Consider the following 20,058-nt stretch of genomic DNA (forward strand, 5'->3'; position numbering starts at 1 on the left):
CACAAGACTCTTCGGGGAGCGGAAGGGTTGTGCGGGCGGACGGAGTTGTCCGGGAACGGTCTCAGGGAGTCGGAGTCACGGGTTCACCGGTTCTCACGGATTCACCCAGGACGCCGGATCCGCCGCCAACTCCCGCACCATCACCGGGAGTTCCGCTCCCGCTATGTCCGCGATCGTGACCCCCTCCAGGATCTTGCGGACGTTGGCGCGCAGGGCGATCCAGAGGGGGAGGAGGGGTTCGGCGGAGCCGGTGTAGGTGAGGGTGGTGGGGCGTTCGCCGCGGACCGAGACGATCGGGCCGTCGACCGTGCGGATCACATCGGCCACCGTCAGCTTCGCCGCGTCGCGGGCCAGGCGGTAGCCGCCGCCCCCGCCCCGGCGGGACTCCACGATGCCGCCGCGCCGCAGATCGCCGAGGATGCCCTCCAGGAACTTGTGCGGGATGTCCTGGACGGCGGCGATCGTCTCCGCCTTCACCGGGTCGCCGCCCGCCCTGACGGCCAGCTCCAGTACCGCCCGCACCGCGTAGTCCGCCCTTGCCGAGATCCTCATGTGCCCATTGTGGGGGTGCGCGGTGGTGGGTGTGCGACTGGCCGGAACCGGTCGTCCCGGCGGGCGTCCCTCCTGGGAAGGGCAGCGGGCGAAGGGGGGTGGGGGGTAGGGGGTGGGGGCTTGTGCCGTGCGGGGGCAGCAGGCATCGGCCGGTGCGGGCGGGGGGGCAGGCGGGCAGGCGGGCAGGCGGGCAGGCGGGGGGGGAACGACGGGGCGTCGGATCCCGGGCGGCGCGTGGCTCGCGCCCTCTTCGCCGGGTGGGATTCGGGCCGTTGTCTCCGGTGCGCCGCCGGTCGGGTGCGGTGGCGTCCGGGGGACGGGATCCGCGGGCGGGTCGGTGGGCCGCCCGGTGGGCCGCCGGGGGCGTGCTGGTGGAGGGAGGCGGGGGTTCCCGGCGGGCGGGGGGCGTGGGGTTCACGGTCGGGACGCCCGGCGTAGTCGGCGGTGACGGCCGGGGGCGGCCCGGACGGACCTCCGGGCGGGGCTTCCGGGACGGGAAGCGTGCTCATTGCCGGGGGTGGGGTGGGTGGGGGGTGGGTGAGCGGGCGGGGGTCTCGGCCGGGGCGGCGAGGGGCGTCGATTCGCTTGTGCGTGGGAGTGGTTCGGCGAGGGGGCGGGGGCGTCGCCGGGGCGGACCTCGCCGCTCCGTTTCCGGCCGCGCGGATCAGGGGGGAGCGCGGGGCGGAGGGCCGGAGGGACCGGCGCTTTCCGGCCGTACCGGGGGCGGGGCGCCGGTCGGCGGGGTGCGGGCGCGTGACGCGGACACTTCCAGCCGCGTAATCTCGGACAAGCTGCCGGACGGCGGTGAGAAGGGGGTCCGATGAACATCGCGGGCGCGCTCGCGCTGGATCCCGCAGCCCTCGTCGGCGCGCTCTACGGCTCCTTCAGTTGGATTCCGACGCTGGTGCTGCTGGCCGCGCTGGCGATCAAGGCACCGACCATCGTGCGGCTGTGGCGGGAACCCCTGCTGCGGGCGGTCGGCGGGCTGCTGCTGCTCGCCAGCGCGGTGTTCGTGTTCGTCTCGCCCCTCACCATCGCCTGGGTCAACCGGGTCACCGGTGTGCCCAACATCGCCGCGCCCTGGGTGTATTCGCTGCTCATGGCGTTCTGCGCGGCCTGTCTGCTGCTGCTCATCGCCTGGCGGGACGGGACCGGGCGGCCGTCCGGGTCCGCGCGCCGGGCCCGGCGCCGGGTCATCGGCGGGTACGCGGCGGTGATCGTCGCTCTGTGGGTGCTGTTCGCCCTCGCCGACGCCGACGAGGAGCGGCTGCGCGATCTCGACACTTACTACGCCACCACCCCGTTCCTGCGGGAAATGATCGTGCTGTACCTGACCGCCCACTGCACCGCCGTGCTCATCACGTTCCGGCTGCTGTGGAACTGGGTGCGGACCGACGGGCTGGACGCCTGGCTGCGCTGGGGGCTGACCTCGCTCGGCGCCGGGTACGCGCTCAACCTGGTGTTCGACGCCGCCAAGTTCACCGCCGTCGCCGCCCGCTGGGCCGGGGGCGATCTGGACTGGCTGAACAGCTCGGTCGCCGCCCCGGCCGCCTGTCTGTCGGCGATCCTGATCGCGGCCGGGTTCATCCTGCCGCACTGCGGCCAGTACGCCCACGGGCGCTGGCGGGTGCGCCGGGCCCACCGCCGACTGCGCCCGCTGTATCTGCTGATGCGCTCGGCGCACGGCTCCCTGGCTCCGGCGCGCGGGCGCTCCTCGCCGGAACTGCGGCTGATCCGCCGGGAGACCTACATCCGCGACGCGCTGCTGCCCCTCGCCCCCCATCTCGACGGCGACCTGTGGCGCGGTTCCTACGACGCCGCCCTCCGGCTCGGGCTCGACCCGGCGCGGGCGCGGGCCGCCGCCGGGGCACTGGCCGTGCAGGACGCCGTCGCCCGGCACCGGGCGGCGCCCGACGGGCCGCCCGGGGACGGCGAGCCGGACACCACCCTGCTGCTCTCGGAGATCGCCGCCGTCTCCTCGGCGCTGCGCCGCCCCGATCTCCTCGCGGCGGTACGCTCGCGCACCGCCGCCCCCGTACGGAGCGTGCCCGCCCATGAGTGACCCCACCACCGCCGCGACGCCGAACGACCAGACGACCCCGGGGAAGAAACGTGCGTACCAAGAAGGAGATGCGCCGGCTCGCCGACGCCCTCATCGCGTCCCTGCCGGCCCAGGTGCCGGACGACCCCGAGGCCCTGTTCGCCGCTCTGGTCGCCGCCGTCGGCCGGTGGCGGGGGCGGGAGGTGGTGCTGCACCGCGAGGTGTTCCCGCCGCACACCGCCAGCGGGCTGTGGCTGAACCGGGAGGCCCGCGACGACATCGTGGTGGACCGGCGGGCCGCCGTCTGGCACCAGATCGTGATCTTCTGCCACGAGGTGTGGCACATGCACCGCGAGCCGCACCCCGCGTCCGGTGACGCCCCGGCCGCGCTGCGCACCGACTTCTCCCTGGCCGACGAGCAGGAGGCCGACCGGTTCGGGATGCTGATGGGGCAGCGGCTGCGCACCCTGCTGGAGACGGAGACCGAGACGGCGGGCGTCCGGGAGGCGGATGCCGGCGGTGACGGCGATGACGGCGCCGGCGGGATCGCCGGGCGGATCGGGGCAGCCCTGAACTACCGCGGGAACCGCAGATGAGCGGCCTGGTCAACTATCTGTCCTGCGCCCTGCTCTGGCTCGGTCTCGCCGTGAAGGTGCCCGATCTGCTGCGCCACCCCAAGGACCCCTATCTGCGGGCCATCTGCATCATGCTGTTCCTGGGCGGTCTGTGCTTTCTGCTGGGGGCGCCCCCGACGGTCGGCGCCGTCAACGACCTCAGCGGGATCCCCAACCTCGCCGCGCCGGTGACGTACGCCACCATCACCGCCTACGGGGCGGCCTCGCAGGTGCTGGTGGTGTGCTGGCGGGGCGGGCCCCGGACGCACCGGGTCTCCCGGCGCTGGGTCATCGGGTACGCGCTGGTGGCGCTGGGCATCGCGGTGCTGTTCGCGCTGGGTGACGCGCCGGTGGAGCGGCGGACCGACCTCGACACGTACTACGCCCGTACGCCGTTCATCGGGCAGATGATCGTGCTGTACCTGGTGGCGCATCTGTTCGCGACGGCCGTGACCACCGTGGCGTCGCTGGGCTGGGCCCGGCAGGTGCACGGCTGGCTGCGGGCCGGGCTGGTCATCCTGGGCCTGGGCACCCTGGGCTCCTCGGGGTACGGCGTCGCCAAGCTGGCGGCGGTGACCGGCCGCTGGTTCGGCTACGACTGGTCGGCGCTGGACACCGAGGTGTCCCGGGCGGCGGCCGGGCTCGGCGCCCTCGCCACCTGTACCGGCGTGCTGGTCCCGCTGGCCGGTCCGGCGCTGACCCGCTGGCTGGGCACCTGGCGGACGTATCTGCGCCTCGCGCCGCTGGAGCGGGAGCTGGACGGGGTGCTGAGCAGGCGGCGGCTGCGGCTGGCCCGGCCGCGCTGGGCGGCCCCCGGCACCCGGCTGATGTGGCGCCAGACCAGCATCCACAACGCGCTCGGCTATCTCGACGCCTACTTCGACCGCGCGCTGTACGACCGCGTCCACGACGCCGAGCTGGGGACGGGCGGCGATGCCCGGCGGGCCGAGGCGACCGCCTGGGCGGCCGTGATAGCGGCGGCGGCCCGCGCCGAGCACCGCGGGGATCCGCCCCCGGCCGGGGAGCTGCCCCCGGTCGAGGGCCCCGCGCCGGCGTCGCTGCTGCCCATCGCGCGGGCGCTGACTGCCTCCCCGCTGGTCGCCTCGGCCCGCCTCGGCGGTGGCGGTGGCGATACGGCCGCGGTGGCGGGCGGACAGGGGGCCCCCCCGAGCGGGCGGGGGCACGGCGGGCGGGGCGGACCGCGATGAGCTTCGTGGTGTATGTCGCCGCCGCGCTGCTGACGCTGGCCGCCGTGGTGCTGTACCGCAGGCCGGGCGCGGGAACCGGGGCGCGGGGCCCGCTGACGGTGTCGACGTCGGTGGCCATCGCGCTGGCCGCGCTGGTGTTCGTGTGCTCGGCGCCGCTGACGCTGGCCGTGGTCAACGACGTCGCCGGGGTCCCCAACTTCGGGGCGCCGCTGACGTACGGGCTGATCTCGGCGTACTCCTGCTCGCTGATGATTCTGCTGGTCCACTGGCGGGGCGGGCCCCGGGAGCGGATCCGGCGCACGGTCCGGCGCAGCATCACCGCCTACGGGGCGCTGGTCGTGGCGATCGTGGTGCTGTTCGTGCTCGCCGACACCGACACCGAGCGGCTCGCCGACCTCGACACCTACTACGCGACCACCCCGTTCATGCGGGAGATGATCGTGCTCTACCTGGTCGGTCACACGGTGGCGACGGTGGTGATGGCCGTGCTGTGCTGGAAGTGGCAGCGGGAGGTGACCGGGCTGCTGCGCACCGGGCTGCGGCTGATCATGGCGAGTTCGGTCGTGGACCTGCTGGGCTTCCAGGTCACCAAGTACACGGCGGTCGCGGCCCGCTGGGCGGGCGGTGACCTGGACTTCCTGTCGACGGCGGTGGCCCCGCCGATGGCGGCGCTGGCCGCGCTGATCAGCTCCGCCGGGTACACCCTGCCCCGGCTGCTGCCGCCGCTGCGCGCCCACTGGCGTGCCCTGGGCGACCACCGCAGCCTGCGTCCGCTGTGGTCGCGGGTGGGGTTCGTGTCCACCGCGCCCAAGCCGCCGAGCGGCTGGTGGCAGTCGCCGCGCCAGCGGCTGCACTGGCGCGAGGTCGCCATCCATGACGCGCTGCTGGCCCTCGCGCCCTACTTCGACGACCTGGTGCGCGAGGACACCCGGGACACCGCCGCCCGCGCCGGGCGCACCCCGCACCAGGCGCGGATGGCCGCCGAGGCGGCCATGGTCGGCGATGCCGCCCGCCGGGCCGCCGCCCGTGAGCAGCCGCTCGACCCACCCAGTACGTACCGGCTCTACGCCACCGAGGTCTCCGACAGCAGCGGCCTGGTCGAACTGGCCCACGCCATGCGGTACTCACCGGTCCCCGCCCTGGCGCGCGAAGGTACCGTGAGGACCTCCCATGGCCTCCACCATGGCTGATTTCTGATACTTGAGGAGTCCCATGTCGCGTCCCGTGCCGCCGCGTTCCGTGTCGTCGTCCGTGCCGCGTTCCGTGTCGCGTCGAGCTGTCGTCGTCGGTGCCGGGCTGGCGGGCACGCTGGCCGCGGCGGCCCTGGCCGGCACGGTGGACGAGGTGGTGGTGGTGGAGCGCGACGAGCTGCCGCCGGGGCCGGAGCACCGCCGGGGGCTGCCGCAGGGCCGCCACGCCCATCTGCTGATGGCCGGGGGGCTCGCCGCGATGGAGGAGCTGATCCCGGGCGGGCGGCTGCGCAAGGATCTGCTGGCCGCGGGCGCCCATGAGATATCCCTGGGCAGAGGCATGGTGGTGCTCTCCCCGGAGGGCTGGCTCAGACGCTGGCGGCACACCGGCCCGCAGATCGTCACCTGCACCCGGGCGCTGCTGGACCGGACGGTGCGCCAGGCCGTCCTGGACACCACCCCGGTGGAGATCCGCACCGCCCGCGTGGAGGGTCTGCTCGGCGACGCCGACCGGGTGCGCGGGGTCCGGCTGTCCACCCCGGACGGCGGGAGCGAGGACCTCGCCGCGGACTTCGTGGTCGACGCGAGCGGACGCGGCTCCCGGATGCTGCACTGGCTGGAACTGTTCGGGATCTCCGGTGTCCCGGAGCGGACGGTGGACGCCGGGCTGGTGAACGCCACCCGCGTCTACCGCACCCCGCCCGGCGCCGAGGACTTCCCGCTGACGATGGTGCAGTCCGACCCGTACGCGGGCCGCCCGGGGCGCAGTGCGATGGTGCTGCCGATCGAGGGCGACCGCTGGATGGTGAGCCTGGCCGGCACCCGGGGCGGTGAACCGCCCGCCGACCCCGAGGGTTTCCTGCGCTACACCCTGGACCTGCCCGACCCGATCGTCGGCCGGCTGATCTCGGGCGCCGAACCGCTCACCGGGATCCGGGTCGGGCACAGCACCAGCAATGTCCGGCGCCATCTGGAGAGGGCCCGGCGCTGGCCGGAGGGGTTCGTGGTGCTCGGCGACGCGGTCGCCACCTTCAACCCGGCGTACGGGCAGGGCATGTCGGTCGCCGCGTTCGGCGCCCGGGTGCTCGCCCGGGAGGTGCGTCACGGCGGCCTCGGGGCACCGGGGCTGGCCCGGCGGGTGCAGCGGGGGGTGGCCGGGACGGTCGACTCGGCCTGGACGATGGCCGTCAGCCAGGACGTCTGGTACCCGGGGGCCAGCGGCGGCGGCCCCACCCTCGCCGACCGCGTCGCCGCCCGCTACTCGCGCCGCCTCACGGCCGCGGCCACCGGCTCCTACCCGGCCGCCTCCGCCCTGATGGCGGTCACCAGCATGACCGCGGGCCCGAACCGGCTGTTCCATCCGAGCGCGGTCCTCCCGGCGGCCCTCGGCTCCCCCCTCCCCCCGCTGTCGGGCCCCCCGCTGACCGCGCGGGAGCGCGCGCTGCTGCGGGAACTGGACCGTACCGGGGTCGGCGCCTGACGGCGGTTCAGCCGCCGAACGCGGGCTGCGGCAGCCCCTGTCCCGCGCCCCGCACCACCAGCACCGAGCCGGACAGCGGGGTCGGGCGGGACAGGCCCGTACGGGCGGTGGTGAGGTACAGGTCCCGCAGTCCGGGGCCGCCGAAGGCGCAGGACGTGACGCGGGGCGCGGGGACTTCGAGGACGCGGTCCAGCACCCCGTCCGGGGTGTAGCGGTGGACCGCGCCGCCGTCCCAGAGGGCGACCCAGACACAGCCGTCGGCGTCGACCGTCAGCCCGTCGGGGAAGCCGGTGCCGATGGTGGTGAGGGTCCGCCGGTCGCGCAGTCGGGCCGCCCCCTCCCCGTCGGGGTCGTGGTCGAAGACATCGACGCGGCGGGTGGCGGTGTCGACGTAGTAGAAGAGGGTGCCGTCCGGGCTCCATCCGGCGCCGTTGCCGACCGTGACGTCCGGGAGGATCACCTGGGCGGTGCCGTCGGGGGCGTGGCGGGTGAGGGTGGCGCCGCCCGGGGTCTCGTCGTCGCACATGGTGCCCGCCCACAGGGAGCCGTCGGGGGCCACGGCGGCGTCGTTGGCGCGGCGGCCCGGGACGGGGTCGTGGTGCAGCCAGCCGAAGGTGCCGTCCGGGTCGAGGAGGGCGACGCCGTCACGGAGGCTGAGGACCAGTCCGCCGCCCGCGCGGGGTTTGGCGGCGCCCACGTGGCGGCCGGTGGTGCGGACGGTGCGGTGCCCGGTGGCGGGGTCGTAGGTGTGGACCCGGCAGCCGAGGATGTCGACCCAGATCAGCCGTGCCGCGTCCGCGTCCCAGGTGGCCCCCTCACCGAGCAGGGCCTCGGCCCGGACGGCGATGTCGTAGCGCGTGCTCATGGGTCCCCCGGGGCGACGGCCGGACCGGGCGGCCCGGATCACCGGTGATCATACGGCGGGGGCGACGCCGTCAGGAGGGGTCGCCCCCGAGGCGTCCCGGGGACCGGGGCTCCCCGCGGACAGCCTGTCGCCTTCCGGCCGTACGGCTTCGCGAGCCCGTTCCCGCCCCGTCCCCGCCCCGCCCAGGGTCAGACCTGGGGGTTGCCGTTGGCGCTCGTCTCGGCGACGGGCTGGAGGGCGTCCCAGTGCTCGACGATCTTGCCGTGCCGGTCGAAGCGGAACGTGTCGACCTCGACCGTGCCGCGGTCGCCGGCGCTCAGCTTGGACAGGCCCTGGACGACCACGAGATCGCCCTGGGTGACGGTGCGCTTGAAGTCCAGCGAGGTGCCGGGGTTCTGCTGGACCCAGGCGGTGGCACCGGCGATGAACGCATCGCGGCCGTTGCCGAAGTGGGGGTTGTGCTGGATGTAGGTCTCGGCGCTGATGTACTTCTCGGCCGCCTTCCTGGGGTCGTGCTGGTTGAAGGTGATGTCCAGCAGGGCGAGGGCGGCCTTGGTGTTCTTCGCCTCCCGGGCCGAGAGGCCGCTCGCGTGGCCCGCGTGGCTCGCGGCGGCCGGGGTGGTCCGGGACGTGGCCAGGGCCGACTGGGTGGCGGCGCCGCCGATGAGGAGGGCGGCGGCGGCGACCGGCAGGGCGATGCGGAGGGTGCGGTTCATGAGCTTTCCTGTTCCGTTGGCTGGGGATGGGTCGGGCGGGTCGCGACCCCGGCTCCCGGTTCCCCGTTTCCGGCTCCCGGTTGCCCGTTTCCCGGTTCCCGGGAGGTGGTGCGCAGGGGGCGCGACGTACCTTGAGCCTCCGGTCCGGCGCCGGTGCCGACGAGGTCCCCAGCGGAAAGATGATGGCCAAAAACCGACATGGGTGCGCGTCGGCTGCCGTGCCGTTCACTGGCTGCCGTGCCGTTCACTGCGGGGCGTGCCCGCGGACCGTGTCGCGGAAGGCCAGGGGGGTCTGCCCGGTGCCCCGGAGGAAGAACTTGCTGAAGTGGGTCGCGCTGGGGAAGCCGAGACGGCCGGCGATGCGGGCGGCGCTCTGGTCGCTGTGCGCCAGGAGGCGTTTGGCCTCCAGGATCACCCGGCGGTCGATGAACTCCTTGGCGCCGAGCCCCGCGGCGGCGAGGGTGGCCCGGGAGAGTGTGCGGGGCGAGTAGCCGAGGGTGCGTGCGTAGTCCTGTACCCGGCGCGTGCGGGCGAAGCCCTTCTCGACGGCGTCGCGGAAGCGCAGGTAGGTGGGGTCGGGTTCGGAGGCGGGAGAACCGGCGGGCGCGGTCAGGTGGGTCAGACGGAGCACGAGGACGGCCAGCAGGTGGCGTAGGGCGGCGGTGTGGATGTCCAGCGGCAGATGTCCGAGGGCGCGGAACTCGATGCCGAGGTGCTCGGCGGCGAGGCGCAGGGCGGCATCGTCGTCGGGCAGGGGGCGGCGCAGGACCGGGGCGTGCGGGTCCTGCGTGCGGGCGGCGTCGGCCGTGGCCGGGTCGAGGAAGTCCGGGCGGAACAGGATCAGGGTTCCCTCGGCCCCGGTGAGGTCGCCCCACTGATGGACCTGGCCGGGGCGCACCCAGAGCCAGGCTCCCGGTTCGAGGGCATGGCCGGTGAAGTCCACGGTGTGCCCCAGGGTGCCGCCGGTGAGGGTGAGCAGTTGGTGGAAGTCCGGCCGCTGCGGGGTGGCGAGCTGGATCGCGGTGGCCCGGTGGCGCAGTTCGGCCAGGGACAGGACCTCGACCCCGGCGGGCGTTCCGGCGGGCGCGGTGAAGGCGATCTCCGGGATCTCCACCCTGGCAGCGTGTCGCTTTTTGGCCATCACGGGTCGCCAGCGTATCCGACCGCTACCGGTTCTTCCTCCTAGCTTGGACGCATCGCTTCGTGCGACGCCACATCGGATGTCGGAAATACGCAAGAGGGACAAGAGGGAGGGGAGGTGCCACGCAGGGCCGGAACCCCGTCCGCACCGCCCCAGTCCCGCCCTCACCACCCGGGAGAACCCCATGCCCACCCCCACTCCCACGCCCACTCCCCCGCCCGCCCCCACCCCCGCTCCCACCTCCGCCCTCAAGCTCGCCGACTACCGCGCGGCCATCGCCCTGGACGATCCGTTCCGGACCACCACCGACCCCACCGACCCCGCGGACCCCACCGACCCGACCGACCCCGCCGTGCCCGCACGCCCGGCCCACCTGGTGCGTGCCGCGCTGTCCGCAATGAGCGAGGACCCCGCCACCGCCGGGTCGGTCCCGGGAGCGGGCGACACGGACCGGCTCGACGACCCGGCCGCCCGACGCCTGCTGCGCGCGGTCCTCACCCTCCGCGGGCCGGGCCCGCTCCCACCTCCCGTGTCCCGGGTGCTGGACGCCCTCCTGAGCGGTGAGCGCGCGGCCAGGACCGTGACGGACCCGGACCGCCTTCCCCTCGTCGCCGAGGAGTTCCCCGGCACGGCCTACCCGGCCGCGGAGCGCACGGTGCTGTGGCAGGGCGACATCACCGCGCTCGGCGCGGACGCGATCGTGAACGCCGCCAACAGCGCGATGCTCGGCTGCTTCGTCCCGCTGCACCCGTGCATCGACAACGCCATCCACAGCGCGGCGGGTCCCCGCCTGCGCGAGGACTGCCACACGGTCATGGTCCGGCAGGGCCACCCGGAGGCGACCGGCACCGCCAAGATCACCCGCGGCTACCATCTGCCCGCCCGCTACGTCCTGCACACCGTCGGCCCCGTCGTCGACGGACCCCTGCACGCGACGCACGCACGCCTCCTCGCCGCCTCCTACCGGGCCTGTCTCGACCTCGCCGCCGAGGTGGGGACCATCCGCACCGTGGCGTTCTGCGGCATCAGCACCGGTGTCTTCGGCTACCCCCGGCGGCCCGCGGCCCGCATCGCCCTGGACACGGTCGCCGACTGGCTCGCCCGCCACCCCGGACGCCTGGACCGCGTGATCTTCAACGTGTTCACGTCCGACGACCGCGCCGCCTACCTCGGCGCCCTGACCGAAGAGGCCACCACCCGATGAACGACCCGAAGAACGACCCGCTGAACAACCCCGTGAACGACCCTGTGAACCACCGGCCCCCCGCCCTCCGGACCCAGGCCGACACGGTCCGTTCCTGGCTGGCCGACGCCGACCGCGTGCTCATCACGGCGGGCGCCGGACTCAGCGCCGCGGCCGGGTACGACTACGGCGACGCCGACCGCGTCCGGGAACTCTTCCCCGCCCTGTACCGCCTGGGCCTGCGCTCCCGCTATCTCGTCGGCGTGCCCCTGCCGCCCGCCCTGTGGTGGGGATACTGGGCCGTCCACATCGACGACATCCGCTTCGGCTCCGCCCCCAACCCGCTCTACCAGCGGCTCCGCGCACTCGTCGGGGACAGGGACCACTGGGTGATGACCTCCAACGTGGACGCGCTCTTCGCCCGCAACGGCTTCGCCGCGGACCGGGTCTTCACCCCGCAGGGCGACTACGGCCGCTACCAGTGCACGACACCCTGCACCACTGACACCTGGGACAGCGAGCCGCTCGTCGACCGGCTCCTGTCGGCGTACGACCCGGCCACCGGCCTTGTCATGGACCCGGACGCCCTGCCCCGCTGCCCGCGCTGCGGCGGCGAGGTCGAGATCAATGTCCGTATCGGCCCCGAGTTCGTTGACGCCCCCTACCTCCCCAACGGCCGGGGTCTGCGGGAGTGGCTGGGCGGGGCCCCCGACGGCAGCCGTCTGCTGATCCTGGAGTTCGGCGCCGGGTTCAACACCCCCGGTGTCATCCGCCACCCCGATGAACACCTCACCCGCCATCTCCCCCACACCCGCCTGGTCCGCGTCAACCCCGCCCATCCCGAAGTCCCCTCCGACCTGGCGGGACGGGCCCTGTCCCTCCGCGCCGACGCCGAGCACCTGCTCGACACGCTCACCGCGCCACAGGCATCGGGGTCGGGGTCGGGGTTGGGGTCGGTACCGGGGTCAGGGTCAGGGTTGGTGCCGGGGCCGCGGGTCCTTCACTGAACGCCCGTATCCGAACGCCCTCACCCGAACACCCGCGTCCGAGCGCCCGCGTCCACCCCGGCCCTCACGACCCGGCCCTCACGCCCCGGTCCCGCCCTCCCCCAACCGCCCCCGCAACCGCTGGGCCCGCAGCACCAGCTCCAGCTCGAACCGGCGGTCCGGATCGTCGATCTCGTCCCCCCACAGCTCACGGATCTGCCGCAGCCGGTACCGGACCGTCTGCGGATGGACCCCCAGCCGCCCCGCCACCTCCGGCGCCCCGCCCCGCGTCTCCAGCCAGGCCAGCAGCGTCTCGGCGAGCCGCCGCCCATGGGTGGGCCCGCAGTGCACCAGCGGTGCCAGACAGCGCACGGCGAGGTCGTCGATCAGTTCCTCGGGCTGGAGCAGTACCAGTGCCTCGGTGTGCTCGGTGCAGAACAGCACCTCCCCGGCCGGCAGCAGCCCCCGTTCCATCAGCCTCACCGCCGCCTCCGCCCAGCGCAGCGACTTCGCCGCGTCGGCCAGCGCCACCGGCGGTCCGATCGCGCCCGCCCAGCCGCCGAGCGCGCGGTGCAGCAGTTCGGGACGGCCGGCGGCGGTCGGCTCGGGCACCACCATGCGGGGCTGCTCGTACTCCATGTCCAGCAGGACGCCCTGGGGGACGGCGGGGGCGACCGCCTCGCGGGCCGGGCGCAGCAGGACTCCGACGGCGACCTTGCGGGGCAGCGGCCAGCCGATCCGGGCGGCCCGTTCGCCGAGCGCCTCGGCGGGGTCGCCCCGGTGGCGTTCGGTGAGGAGCAGTTCCATGAGGCGCTTCTGGAGGCGCAGGCGTTCCCCGGCCTGGCGGGCGGCGGCCTCGGCGTAGCCGCGGACGGACCGGTCGACCAGGCCGTCGAGATACTCGTAGCCCGCGTCGACGAGTTCGTACATCGCCGGGGGCGGGATCTCCACGCGCTGGCCGATGTCGGCGAAGCGGCGCCAGGCGAGGCGGACGCCCATGCGGTAGATGGCCTGGAGGGAGTCCAGGCTGCGCCCGCCGTAGCCCTCGCCGCGGCCGAAGTCGTGGAAGACGTCGGGCGGTACGGTCGGGCGGCCCCCGGAGCGGTCCAGGTGCTGCACGAACACCTCGATGGCCCGGCGGATGCCGACCAGGGCCATGGGCTCGCCGTTCTCGTCCATGACGACGGGCAACTGCGGGTACTCGCGGCGGATCTCCCGCATGATCTCCTCGGCCAGGCCGGGGGCCTCGGCCAGCGCGATCGACGCGAAGCGGCGCACCTGGAAGCGCGGCACATCGTGCCAGGCGGAGCGGGGGGAGAGGGCCGGGGCCGGGTGGGTGGTCACGGCTCAGCTCCCCTGACCGGCCTGCTCGTAGGTGATCAGCGGGGTGTTCGGCTGCTCGGGCGTGGCGTCGAGCAGCGCGACGACACCGAACGCGGCGGCCACGGCGAGCGCGGCTCCGGCCACGACGGTGAGTGCGGCGGCGGTCAGTCTGGACATCGCAGGGTCAGCCTCTCTGGTGAATGAGGTCGTCCCACCCCTGCCTGTCGGGTCAGTGTTGATGCGTGTGCACGTGCCGTCAAGGGGCGGTTCCTCCCGACGCTCATGAAATGACGTGACGTCAGCTCCTACAGGGCCCGAAATTGTCATCCCGGTGAGTAGCCGTACGGATCGGGTGAGCGAAAACTGTGCCACCCCACCCCCGCACAGTCCGTCCACAGGCCACTCCCGGAAAGCGCGTCCCCCTGTCTTTCGGCCACCCCCTGTCTCCCCCACCGAGTTCCGCACCCCGAGACGAGTTGGAGCTCCCATGCCCCAGCACGTGCCGTCCCCGCTGCGTGCCACCCTCCGCCGGCCGCAGCACCCCGCGGCGCCGCCGCCGGTACCACGCCGTATCACCTTCCTCGCCCATCGCGACCTGGGCAATCCGGCCGCCGGCGGCTCCGAGCTGCTGGTCGACAAGCTGGCCGACGGGCTGACCCGCCTCGGCCACCAGGTGACCCTGGTCTGCGGCGGCCCGGCCGCCTTCCGTGACTACCGGGTCGTGTCGGCGGGCGGCGCCTACGCCCACTATCTGCGGGCCCGGTCCGTCTTCGCCCGGCAGGTCGGCGAGACCGATCTGCTGGTGGAGGTGTGCAACGGCATGCCCTATCTGGCCCCGCTGTGGCATCGCGGGCCGACGATGTGCCTGGTCAACCATGTCCACAGCGATCTGTGGGGCATGCGGTTCGGCGGGCCCCTGGCACCGGCCGCGCAACTGGGCCGGAGGCTGGAGCAGTGGGCGCTGAGCGGGCGGCGGCAGCAGCGGAGTCTGCTGGTCGCCGTGTCCCCGTCCACCGCGCAGGCGCTGGGCGCCCTCGGGGTGGCCCCGGACCGGATCCGGGTGGTGCACAACGGCGTCGAGGAACCCGGTCCCGTGACCGGGCGCTCCCCCGAGCCGCTGTTCGTGGCCGTCGGGCGGCTCGTCGAGTACAAGCGGATCGATCTGCTGCTGCGGCTGTGGGAGCGGGTCCGTCCGGTCACCGGCGGGCGGCTCGTCATCGTCGGCGACGGGCCCGAGCGGGAGCGGCTGGAGCGGCTCGCGGGTCCGGACGTCACCTTCACCGGGCATGTCTCCGAGGCGGAGAAGCACCGGCTGCTGTGCGCGGCGTGGCTGCTGCTGCACCCCTCCGCGGTGGAGGGGTGGGGGCTGGTGGTGACGGAGGCGGCGGCGCGGGGGACGCCCGCGGTCGCCTTCGATGTGCCGGGGCTGCGTGACTCCGTCGTGGACGGGGAGACGGGGGTGCTGGCCCGGGGGGAGTCCTCTTTCGCGGCTGCCTGGTGTTCGCTCGCGCTGTCGGCTTCGCGGCGGGCCGCCATGGGGGAGATGGCGTTGGGGCATGCGGCGGGGTTTCGGTGGGAGCGGACGGTGCGGCGGTTTCGCGCTGTGGCGTGTGAGGCGTATCGCTCTGCGAGTGGGACGGGCGGCTATGCGTCGAGAGGGTGAGGTGGTACGCCGGGTGCGGGTGCGTCGTGGCTTGTCGCGCCCACGCGGCGGAGCCGCACATGTCAGGGACCCGCGCCCCTTGAGGGGCGTTGCCCCCCAGGGCCGTTTCAAGGATCCGTCGTTTGCTCGATCCGTGGCCCTCTTCCGGGCGTTCATGCGGGAGCAAGCCGATCCCGAGGCGTGTTACTCGTTGCTCGCCCGGGATGCCGTTGATCAGGTCGAGCGGTATCACGGGGAGGTCCGCGGGCAGGTCGTGGTCGATGTCGGTGGGGGGAGCGGGTACTTCACCGAGGAGTTCCGGCGGCGGGGCGCGGAGGCGTTTCTGTTCGAGCCCGACGCCGGGGAGCTGGGTGACCGGCCGCCGGCCGGGGCCGTTCGCGCCGACGGGTATCTGCTGCCGCTCGGCGACGGGGTCGCGGATGTCACGTTCACCTCGAACGTGCTGGAGCACGTCGCCGATCCGCAGACGTTTCTCAGCGAGCTGGCCCGGGTGACCCGGCCCGGTGGGCTCGTCTATGTGTCGTTCACCAACTGGCTGTCCCCCTGGGGCGGTCACGAGTGGGCGCCCTGGCACTACCTCGGTGCCGAGCGGGCCCGCGCGCGGTACCGGCGGCGCACCGGAAGAGCCGCCAAGCACACCCTCGGCGACAACCTGTTCGCCGTCCACATCGGTACCACCCTGCGGCAGGTGCGGGCCCGGGACGATCTCACGGTCGTCGCGGCCCGCTCCCGCTACTGGCCCTTCCTCACGGAGTGGATCGTCAAGGTCCCCGGTCTCCGTGAGTTCGCCACTTGGAATCTCCTTCTCATTCTCCGGCGGTGTCCCCCATGACGACCACGGTCCAGGCTCCTCCCCCGGCAGCCGTGCCCACCACAGCGACCAGCGCGGTCCCTCCCGAGGGGCCGCGGTCGCGGCGCTGGCTGCTCGGATTCTGGGCCGTGGCACTGGTGCTGTTCCTGGCGGTGAAGCCGGGGCGGCAGACCTTCGACACCAAACTCGGGGTGACCGTCGACCCCTGGCGGTTCCTGTCCGATCTGGGCCAGTTGTGGCACGACCGGGCCGGGTTCGGCGGGATCCAGGACCAGTACGTCGGCTATCTCTGGCCGATGCTGCCCTTCCACGGGCTGGCGCGGGTCGTGCAGGTGCCGGTGTGGCTGGCGGAGCGGCTGTGGATGTCGCTGATCGTCGCGGTGGCGTTCTGGGGCGCGCTCCGGCTGGCCGAGCGGCTGGGGGTCGGCAACGGCACCTCGCGGCTGCTCGGGGCGGTGGCGTACGCGCTGTGGCCGGTGTTCACCGTGGTCATCGGGTCGACGTCGGCCGCCGCGCTGCCCGGGGCGTTCCTGCCCTGGGTGCTGCTGCCGCTGGCCGACGAGCGCTACAGCGCCCGGGTCGCGGCGCTGCGGTCGGTGCTGGTGATCCCGTTCATGGGCGGGGTGAACGCGGCCTCGACGCTGGCCTCGCTGCTGCCGGTCGGGCTGTATCTGCTGACCCGGCCGCCCGGCCCCCGGCGGCGCAGGCTGATCGCCTGGTGGCTGCCCGGGATGGCCGTGGCGACCGCCTGGTGGTGGATCCCGCTGCTGCTGCTCGGCGTGTACGGGGAGAACTTCCTGCCGTACATCGAGACCGCGCAGGCCACGACGGACACCATGGCGGCCACCGAGGCGCTGCGCGGCGCCGGGAACTGGGTGGCGTATCTGCACTTCGGTGAGGCGTGGCTGCCCGCCGGGTGGGCCGTGGTGTCGTCGGTGCTGGTGATCGTGGGCTCGGCGCTGGCGGCCGGGCTGGGGCTCGCCGGGCTCGCGCGGCGGGATCTGCCCGAGCGGCGCTGGCTGGTGCTGACCGTGCTGGTGTGCGCGCTGGTGCTGCTCGCCGGGTACGGCGGCGCGTTCGGGGCGCCCTTCCACGGGACCGTGCAGGACTGGCTGGACGGCTGGCTGGCGCCGTTCCGGAACATCTACAAGTTCCAGACGGGGCTGGCGCTGGCGCTGACGCTGGGTCTGGCGCATCTGGTGGCGGTGGCCGCCGAGCCGCGCGGGGCGCGGACGGTGCGCGGGCGCCGGTTCGTGCCGCTGGTCGCGGCGGTGCTGGTGCTGCCGGGGCTGGTGTGGCCGTACCTCAACGGGTCGATCCTGAACGCGGGGTCGTTCCAGGAGGTCCCGGAGTACTGGCGGACCACGGCGAAGGAGCTGGAGAAGCTGTCGCCGGACGCGCGGGCGCTGGTCGTCCCGGCGACCGCGCACGGCATCTACACCTGGGGCTCGACCATGGACCAGCCGCTGGACGTGACCGCCGAGTCCCGCTGGGGCCAGCGCGACTACGTGCCGTTCGGGCAGCCGGGCAATCGGCGGGCGATGGACGCGGTCGAGCAGGCGCTCCAGACCGGGGTGGAGGTGCCCGGCCTCGCCGACTTCCTCAGCCGGGCCGGGGTGTACTACGTCGTCGTCCGCAACGACCTCGACCCCGACCAGGTCGGCTACACCCCGACCACCACCGTGAAGCGCACCCTGGAGCAGTCCGGGTACGAGCGGGTCGCCGGGTACGGGCCGGTGGTGACCGCCGGGCGGATCGCCGAGAACACCCCGCTCCAGGTGGAGGGACTGTACGGGCGGCAGCGGGCGGTGGAGCTGTACCGGCCGGCCGGCACCGAGGTGCCCCGGCCGGGGCAGGCGGGCATCACCCCGGCCGCGGACACCGCGACGGTGTCGGGCGGGCCGGAGGCGCTGCTGCCGGTGGCGTCCGGGCTGCGGGGCCGGGCGAGTGTGCTGACCGGCGACGGGCATCCGGGGGTCGACTCCCCGCCGTTGCAGGTCACCGGGGACGGGATGCGGCGGGCGGACACCCGGTTCGGCCTGGTCAGCGCCCACACCTCGTACACGTACACCCGCGACGAGCGCAACGCGCCCGAGGCGCTCCAGGACGCCGGGGACGCGCCGCGCCAGATCCTGCCGCTGACCGGCACCGACCACCAGACGGTGGCGGAGCTGCGCGGGGCGGAGTCGGTGACGGCGTCCTCGTACGGGAGCTGGTTCTTCCATCTGCCGCAGTTCGACCCGGTGAACGCCTTCGACGGGAACCCGGACACCGCGTGGACCGAGGGCGCGGCGGACTCGCCGGACGGCGAGTGGCTGCGGATCGGGTTCACCGAGGAGTACGACATGCCGGGCTCGTTCCGGGTGACGCCGCTGCCGCAGGAGAGTGTGCGCTCGGCGCCGACCCGGGTGCGGGTGGAGACCGAGCGCGGGGAGGAGACCAGCTACCTCCAGCCCAACGGGGCCGTCCAGTCGGTGAAGGCGCCCGAGGGGGCGACCGGGTGGATGAAACTGACGATCCTCGACTCGGTGGAGCGCAGGCCCGGACTGCTCGGCGCGGGCTTCTCCGAGATCACCCTGCCGGACGTCACCGTGACCCGGATCCTGAACCTCCCGGCGGACGCCGAGGGCAACGGGGCCGCGAACGAGGTCATCTCGCTGCACCGGACCGCCGACCCGGCCGGGATGTCCCCGACCGGCACCGAGGCGGGCCTGCACCGCTCCTTCACCACCGACGCGCCGGGCGACTACGGCATCGAGGCGAGCGCGGTCGCCGTCCCCGGCGAGGCACTCGACGAACTGCTCTACGAGATCGCCCCCGACCAGGAGCGCCGGATCACCGCGACCGCCGCGTCCACCGCCCGGCTCGGCACCGGGCTGTCCGCCCGCAATCTCACCGACGGCGATCTGACCACCGCCTGGATCGCCGGGGACGACCCGACGATCCGGCTGGCCTGGGACGGCGAGACGGCCGTCAGTGAGCTGGTGCTCGCCGGGGCGGGCGGGCTCACCACCCGGCCCACCGAGGTCAGCATCAGCTCCCCGAAGGGCGCGGCCGTCGCCGCCGTGGACGAGAACGGCTGGGTCCGCTTCCCCGCCATCACCACCGACCGCCTCGACATCACCGTCACCGAGACCGCCCCGATCACCCTCCACAACCCCCTGGTGGACGAGGATCTGCGGCTCCCGGTCGGGCTGACCGAGGCGTACATCCCGGCCCTGGACGCGCTGCGCACCCCGCAGCCCGACCCCGGGCGCACCTTCGAGCTGCCCTGCGGCTCGGGTCCGGACGTGGCGGTCGCCGGGACCCTGTACGAGACCTCCGTCTCGGGCCGGGTCGCCGACCTCACCGAGCGGCGGCGGCTGCCGCTGACGCTGTGCGGCACCGACGGGAACCGGCTCGAACTGCCCTCGGGCGAGCACCGGGTGGAGTCCGGCGACTCCGGCGCCCTGCTGCTCACCGACCTCACCCTCACCCGGGGCACGAGGGACGCGCCGGTCGCCACCGACCGTGCCCTGGAGGTCCGGGACTGGCTCGGCGACCGGCGGGAACTGACCGTCGGCTCGGGCGCGGCCTCGTATGTGACGACGTACGAGAACTTCAACGACGGCTGGAACGCCACCCTCAACGGGCGGGAACTGACCCCGGTCCGGCTCGACGGCTGGCAGCAGGGCTGGCTGGTCCCGGCCGGCGAGGGCGGCACCGTCAAGCTGTCCTACGGCCCGGCCACCACCTACGACGCCGCGCTGATCGGCAGCGGGGCGGGGCTGGCCGCGCTGATCGGGCTGGCGCTGTGGCGGCGCCGCGAGCCCAACCCGGACGCGCCCCAGGCAACTGTGCCGCTGCCCGGCCTGTGGCTCGGCACGGTGGCGCTGACGCTGGTCGGCGTGGTCGTCGCGGGCTGGTTCGCGCTGCTGGTCCCGGCGCTGGCGGTGCTGGCGCGGTGGCGGCACGCCCTGCTGGTGCCGATCGCCTTCGGCTCGCTCGCGCTGGCCGGGATCGTGGCCGCGACCGGCGCCGGACGTCCGGTGGGCGACGCGGACGGGGCGTTCGGGCCGGTGGCCCAGCTCCTCGCCCTGATCGGGCTGTTCGCGGCGCTGGTGAGCGTGCGGGAGCGACGGGGACGGCGACGGGCCGGGTCGGGTACGGGCGCGGGTGCGGATACGGGTACGGGCGCGGGTGCGGGTACGGGGGACGAGGCGCCCACGGCACCGCTGCCGGGGGCGGCTCCCGTCACGGGTCCGGGCGCGGCTCCGGGCTCGGAGGGCCGTCCGTGACGACGACG

16 protein-coding genes are annotated in these 20,058 nt (G+C 74.3%); 10 read left to right on the forward strand and 6 right to left on the reverse strand.

Going from position 1 to position 20,058, the window contains the following annotated elements; genetic code table 11:
* Positions 1 to 93: 93 nt before the first annotated feature.
* Positions 94 to 552, reverse strand: a complete 459-nt coding sequence (locus AB0O01_RS04360; protein ID WP_365310912.1) for an Rrf2 family transcriptional regulator — start codon at positions 550 to 552, stop codon at positions 94 to 96.
* 820 nt (positions 553 to 1,372) lie between these two features.
* Between AB0O01_RS04360 and AB0O01_RS04365 the strand changes: the two genes are divergently transcribed.
* The 5 genes from AB0O01_RS04365 to AB0O01_RS04385 all read left to right on the forward strand — a co-directional run bounded on the left by AB0O01_RS04365 (position 1,373) and on the right by AB0O01_RS04385 (position 7,085).
* Positions 1,373 to 2,614, forward strand: coding sequence for an MAB_1171c family putative transporter (locus AB0O01_RS04365; RefSeq protein ID WP_365310914.1), 1,242 nt, complete (start codon positions 1,373 to 1,375; stop codon positions 2,612 to 2,614).
* A 50-nt stretch (positions 2,615 to 2,664) separates the two neighbouring features.
* Positions 2,665 to 3,189 carry a toxin gene (locus AB0O01_RS04370; protein WP_365310916.1) on the forward strand — a complete coding sequence of 175 codons (525 nt, stop codon included), beginning with the start codon at positions 2,665 to 2,667 and terminating at the stop codon, positions 3,187 to 3,189.
* Positions 3,186 to 4,415 carry an MAB_1171c family putative transporter gene (locus AB0O01_RS04375; RefSeq protein ID WP_365310918.1) on the forward strand — a complete coding sequence of 410 codons (1,230 nt, stop codon included), beginning with the start codon at positions 3,186 to 3,188 and terminating at the stop codon, positions 4,413 to 4,415. The genes AB0O01_RS04370 and AB0O01_RS04375 overlap by 4 nt, the downstream gene beginning before the upstream one ends.
* Positions 4,412 to 5,605 (forward strand): MAB_1171c family putative transporter, encoded by a 1,194-nt coding sequence (locus AB0O01_RS04380; protein WP_365310920.1) that lies wholly within the window; start codon positions 4,412 to 4,414, stop codon positions 5,603 to 5,605. The genes AB0O01_RS04375 and AB0O01_RS04380 overlap by 4 nt, the downstream gene beginning before the upstream one ends.
* 73 nt (positions 5,606 to 5,678) lie before the next feature.
* On the forward strand, positions 5,679 to 7,085 hold the full coding sequence (locus tag AB0O01_RS04385; RefSeq protein ID WP_365311237.1) for an FAD-dependent monooxygenase: 1,407 nt from the start codon (positions 5,679 to 5,681) through the stop codon (positions 7,083 to 7,085).
* A gap of 7 nt (positions 7,086 to 7,092) precedes the next feature.
* Here the strand turns inward: AB0O01_RS04385 and AB0O01_RS04390 are convergent, their stop codons facing one another.
* From AB0O01_RS04390 to AB0O01_RS04400, 3 genes are all read right to left on the reverse strand, one after another.
* Positions 7,093 to 7,950 carry an SMP-30/gluconolactonase/LRE family protein gene (locus AB0O01_RS04390; RefSeq protein WP_365310922.1) on the reverse strand — a complete coding sequence of 286 codons (858 nt, stop codon included), beginning with the start codon at positions 7,948 to 7,950 and terminating at the stop codon, positions 7,093 to 7,095.
* A 188-nt stretch (positions 7,951 to 8,138) separates the two neighbouring features.
* Positions 8,139 to 8,666 (reverse strand): nuclear transport factor 2 family protein, encoded by a 528-nt coding sequence (locus tag AB0O01_RS04395; protein ID WP_365310925.1) that lies wholly within the window; start codon positions 8,664 to 8,666, stop codon positions 8,139 to 8,141.
* A 244-nt stretch (positions 8,667 to 8,910) separates the two neighbouring features.
* A complete protein-coding gene (locus AB0O01_RS04400; RefSeq protein WP_365310926.1) occupies positions 8,911 to 9,807 on the reverse strand; it encodes an AraC family transcriptional regulator in 897 nt (298 codons plus the stop codon).
* Positions 9,808 to 9,991: 184 nt separating this feature from the next.
* Here AB0O01_RS04400 and AB0O01_RS04405 point away from each other — a divergent pair, with 184 nt between their 5' ends.
* Both AB0O01_RS04405 and AB0O01_RS04410 read left to right on the forward strand, forming a co-directional pair.
* The gene (locus AB0O01_RS04405) at positions 9,992 to 11,011 is read left to right on the forward strand and encodes a protein-ADP-ribose hydrolase (protein WP_365310927.1); all 1,020 of its coding nucleotides are present in this window, start codon (positions 9,992 to 9,994) and stop codon (positions 11,009 to 11,011) included.
* Entirely contained in the window at positions 11,008 to 11,997 is a 990-nt protein-coding gene (locus tag AB0O01_RS04410; protein WP_365310928.1) for an NAD-dependent protein deacetylase of SIR2 family, read from the forward strand. The genes AB0O01_RS04405 and AB0O01_RS04410 overlap by 4 nt, the downstream gene beginning before the upstream one ends.
* 78 nt (positions 11,998 to 12,075) lie before the next feature.
* On the opposite strand, the gene AB0O01_RS04415 is transcribed toward AB0O01_RS04410, so the two are convergent.
* Positions 12,076 to 13,320 (reverse strand): helix-turn-helix domain-containing protein, encoded by a 1,245-nt coding sequence (locus AB0O01_RS04415; protein WP_365310929.1) that lies wholly within the window; start codon positions 13,318 to 13,320, stop codon positions 12,076 to 12,078.
* A gap of 3 nt (positions 13,321 to 13,323) precedes the next feature.
* A complete protein-coding gene (locus tag AB0O01_RS04420) occupies positions 13,324 to 13,476 on the reverse strand; it encodes a DUF2613 family protein (protein ID WP_355731852.1) in 153 nt (50 codons plus the stop codon).
* 310 nt (positions 13,477 to 13,786) lie between these two features.
* On the opposite strand from AB0O01_RS04420, the gene AB0O01_RS04425 reads away from it, so the two are divergent.
* The 3 genes from AB0O01_RS04425 to AB0O01_RS04435 all read left to right on the forward strand — a co-directional run bounded on the left by AB0O01_RS04425 (position 13,787) and on the right by AB0O01_RS04435 (position 20,050).
* Positions 13,787 to 14,962: a glycosyltransferase family 4 protein gene (locus AB0O01_RS04425; RefSeq protein WP_365310930.1), complete on the forward strand. Its 1,176-nt coding sequence runs from the start codon at positions 13,787 to 13,789 to the stop codon at positions 14,960 to 14,962.
* Positions 14,963 to 15,116: 154 nt separating this feature from the next.
* Positions 15,117 to 15,794 carry a class I SAM-dependent methyltransferase gene (locus AB0O01_RS04430; RefSeq protein ID WP_365311238.1) on the forward strand — a complete coding sequence of 226 codons (678 nt, stop codon included), beginning with the start codon at positions 15,117 to 15,119 and terminating at the stop codon, positions 15,792 to 15,794.
* A complete protein-coding gene (locus AB0O01_RS04435) occupies positions 15,791 to 20,050 on the forward strand; it encodes an alpha-(1->3)-arabinofuranosyltransferase family protein (RefSeq protein ID WP_365310931.1) in 4,260 nt (1,419 codons plus the stop codon). The genes AB0O01_RS04430 and AB0O01_RS04435 overlap by 4 nt, the downstream gene beginning before the upstream one ends.
* Positions 20,051 to 20,058: the final 8 nt, after the last annotated feature.

Source organism: Streptomyces sp. NPDC093252 (assembly GCF_040683675.1).
Taxonomy (GTDB): Bacteria; Actinomycetota; Actinomycetes; order Streptomycetales; family Streptomycetaceae; genus Streptomyces.